The organism is Frankia sp. AiPs1, from assembly GCF_023716945.1.
GTDB lineage: Bacteria > Actinomycetota > Actinomycetes > Frankiales > Frankiaceae > Frankia.
The window spans coordinates 1-2,323 of record NZ_JAMQQF010000749.1; the positions used below are offsets into that span (position 1 = coordinate 1).

General features: G+C 74.5%; 2 protein-coding genes and 1 pseudogene. 2 read left to right on the plus strand and 1 reads right to left on the minus strand.

The genetic code is table 11. The annotated features are described in order from the left end of the window. A pseudogene (locus ND748_RS30225) lies at positions 1 to 419 on the plus strand (hypothetical protein); the annotation flags it as partial. Positions 420 to 940: 521 nt separating this feature from the next. Beyond that, on the plus strand, positions 941 to 2,119 hold the full coding sequence (gene mftD, locus ND748_RS30230) for a pre-mycofactocin synthase MftD (protein WP_251749642.1): 1,179 nt from the start codon (positions 941 to 943) through the stop codon (positions 2,117 to 2,119). On the opposite strand, the gene ND748_RS30235 is transcribed toward mftD, so the two are convergent. After that, a partial coding sequence (locus ND748_RS30235; RefSeq protein WP_251749643.1) for a hypothetical protein occupies positions 2,116 to 2,323 on the minus strand: 208 nt, incomplete at its 5' end. The two genes, mftD and ND748_RS30235, sit on opposite strands and share 4 nt — an antisense overlap.

The window sequence follows — 2,323 nt, forward strand, 5'->3', positions numbered from 1 at the left end:
GCATCGACCCGGGCGGCCCGGCGGCGGTCTACCGGCTGAGCACCCCCTGCCACCCCGACGAGCCGCTGGACATCGACCCCGTCGCCGCTCGCCGCCTCGCCGACTGGTACGCCCTGGGTGACGCGGCGCTGCGCCGCTGGTCGGCGGAGATCCCCGCCGATGCGCCGAGCCCGCCCACGCTGTGGCCGGAGCACCTCGACGTCGCGATCCGCGCCGGGCAGATCAACTACGGGGTGTCGCCGGGGGACGAGTCGGTCGCGGCGCCCTACGCCTACGTCGGCCCGCCGCTGCCGCCGCCGAGCCGGCCCGCCGGCTTCTGGAACGCCTCGTTCGGCGCAGCCCGCACCTGGACCGAGGTCGGCTCGGTCGAGGCCGTCGTCGACCTGTACCGCCAGGCTCGCCGCCACGCCTCGGCCTGACCTGCCCCGCGGATCCGCAGGGATCACCATGATCGCCGGATCGGATCGGATCGGATCGGTCCGGGTCCGTGTCCGGGTCCGTGTCGGGTCGGGGTCGGGGTCGGGTCGACGGTGACGTTGCGTGGCCGGGGCGGGGGCCGGGAGCCGGGGTGCGCGTGGGAACGGCGGCACCTGTTCCTTCTGGGGGGACGAATCGGACGTCGAAGCCTCCAGAAGGAACAGGTAGGCGCTCTCCCACGCATCCACCTCGAACACCCTGCCGCTGCCGCCACTGTCCGCGATCGCCGCCTGCGGCCTGGGCGTCCCGCGGCCAGGGCTCCCGCGGCCAGAGCATCCCGCGGACCATCCCGCCCGGGCGAGCGGTGCGTACCGTCACCGGCATCGCTATAGTGGCACTCGGTGCCAAATCGTGCCACGCCGTCCGATGTCCCGTCACGTGCGGCCGGTGCCCGGCCGGGTGAGGCATCCGGGCCCGTCGATCGCCGGTCGGTGGCGGGCGAACACGACGAGGTGGGAGTTCGATGGCCAGCACAAGGACATGGTTCGAAACGGTCGCCGAGGCCCAGCGCAGGGCGCGTAAGCGGCTGCCGCGGGGGGTGTACCAGGCGCTCGTCGCCGGGACCGAGGCCGGCGTGACGATGAACGACAACGTCGACGCGTTCGGTGAGCTGAAGATCCGGCCCCGGGTCGCCGACCGGCCGGCGACCCGCGACCTGTCGACGACGGTGATGGGGCAGCAGATCAGCTTCCCCGTGCTCATCTCGCCGACCGGGGTGCAGGCGGTGCATCCCGACGGCGAGGTCGCCGTCGCCCGGGCCGCCGCCGGCGCCGGGACGGCGATGAGCCTGTCCTCGTTCGCCTCCAAGCCGGTGGAGGAGGTTGGCGCGGTCAACGACAAGCTGCTGTTCCAGACCTACTGGGTGGGGGCGCGCGAGGAGATCCTCGCCCGCGCCGAGCGAGGCCGGGCGGCGGGTGCCAAGGGCCTGATCGTGACGTTGGACTGGGTGTTCGACTCGCGCCGGGACTGGGGCAGCCCGTTCATCCCGGAGAAGCTCGACCTCAAGGCGATGGCCCGCTACGCCCCGCAGGTCGCCCTGCGCCCGGGCTACCTCGCCCGCTGGCTGCGCAGCCGGTCGCTGCCCGATCTCGGCGTGCCGAACCTCGGCCCGCGGGAGGCGACGCCCCCGACCTTCTTCGGCGCCTACGGCCAGTGGATCGGCACGCCCCCGCCAACCTGGTCGGACCTGGCCTGGCTGCGTGAGCAGTGGGGCGGCCCGTTCATGATCAAGGGGATCACCCGGCCGGACGACGCCCGCCGCGCGGTGGACGTCGGTGCGAGCGCGATCTCGGTGTCCAACCACGGCGGCAACAACCTCGACTCCACCCCGGCGTCGATCCGCTGCCTGCCGGGTGTCGTCGACGCGGTGGGTGACCAGGTGGAGGTGCTGCTCGACGGCGGCATCCGCCGCGGCAGCGACGTCGTCAAGGCGCTCGCGCTCGGCGCCCGTGCGGTGCTGATCGGCCGGGCCGCCCTGTTCGGCATGGCCGCCGGCGGCGAGCGCGGGGTGACGAACGTGCTGGAGATCCTCCGGCAGGGTGTGAGCGAGACGCTGCTGGGGCTCGGCCATTCGTCGCTCCACGAACTGTCCCCCGAGGACATCCTCATCCCGGCCGGCTTCGCGATCGACCAGAAAGTCTAACCGTCCACGGTTGACCGGACGGGTAGAGAAACCGTCCGGATACAAACTGGAAACGGATTGCTGGTGGCGGGGGGGGGGGGGGGGGGGGGGGGGGGGGGGGGGGGGGGGGGGGGGGGGGGGGGGGGGCGGGGGGCGGGGGGGGGGGGGGGGGGGGGGGGGGGGGGGGGGGGGGGGGGGGGGGGGGGGGGGGGGGGGGGGGGGGGG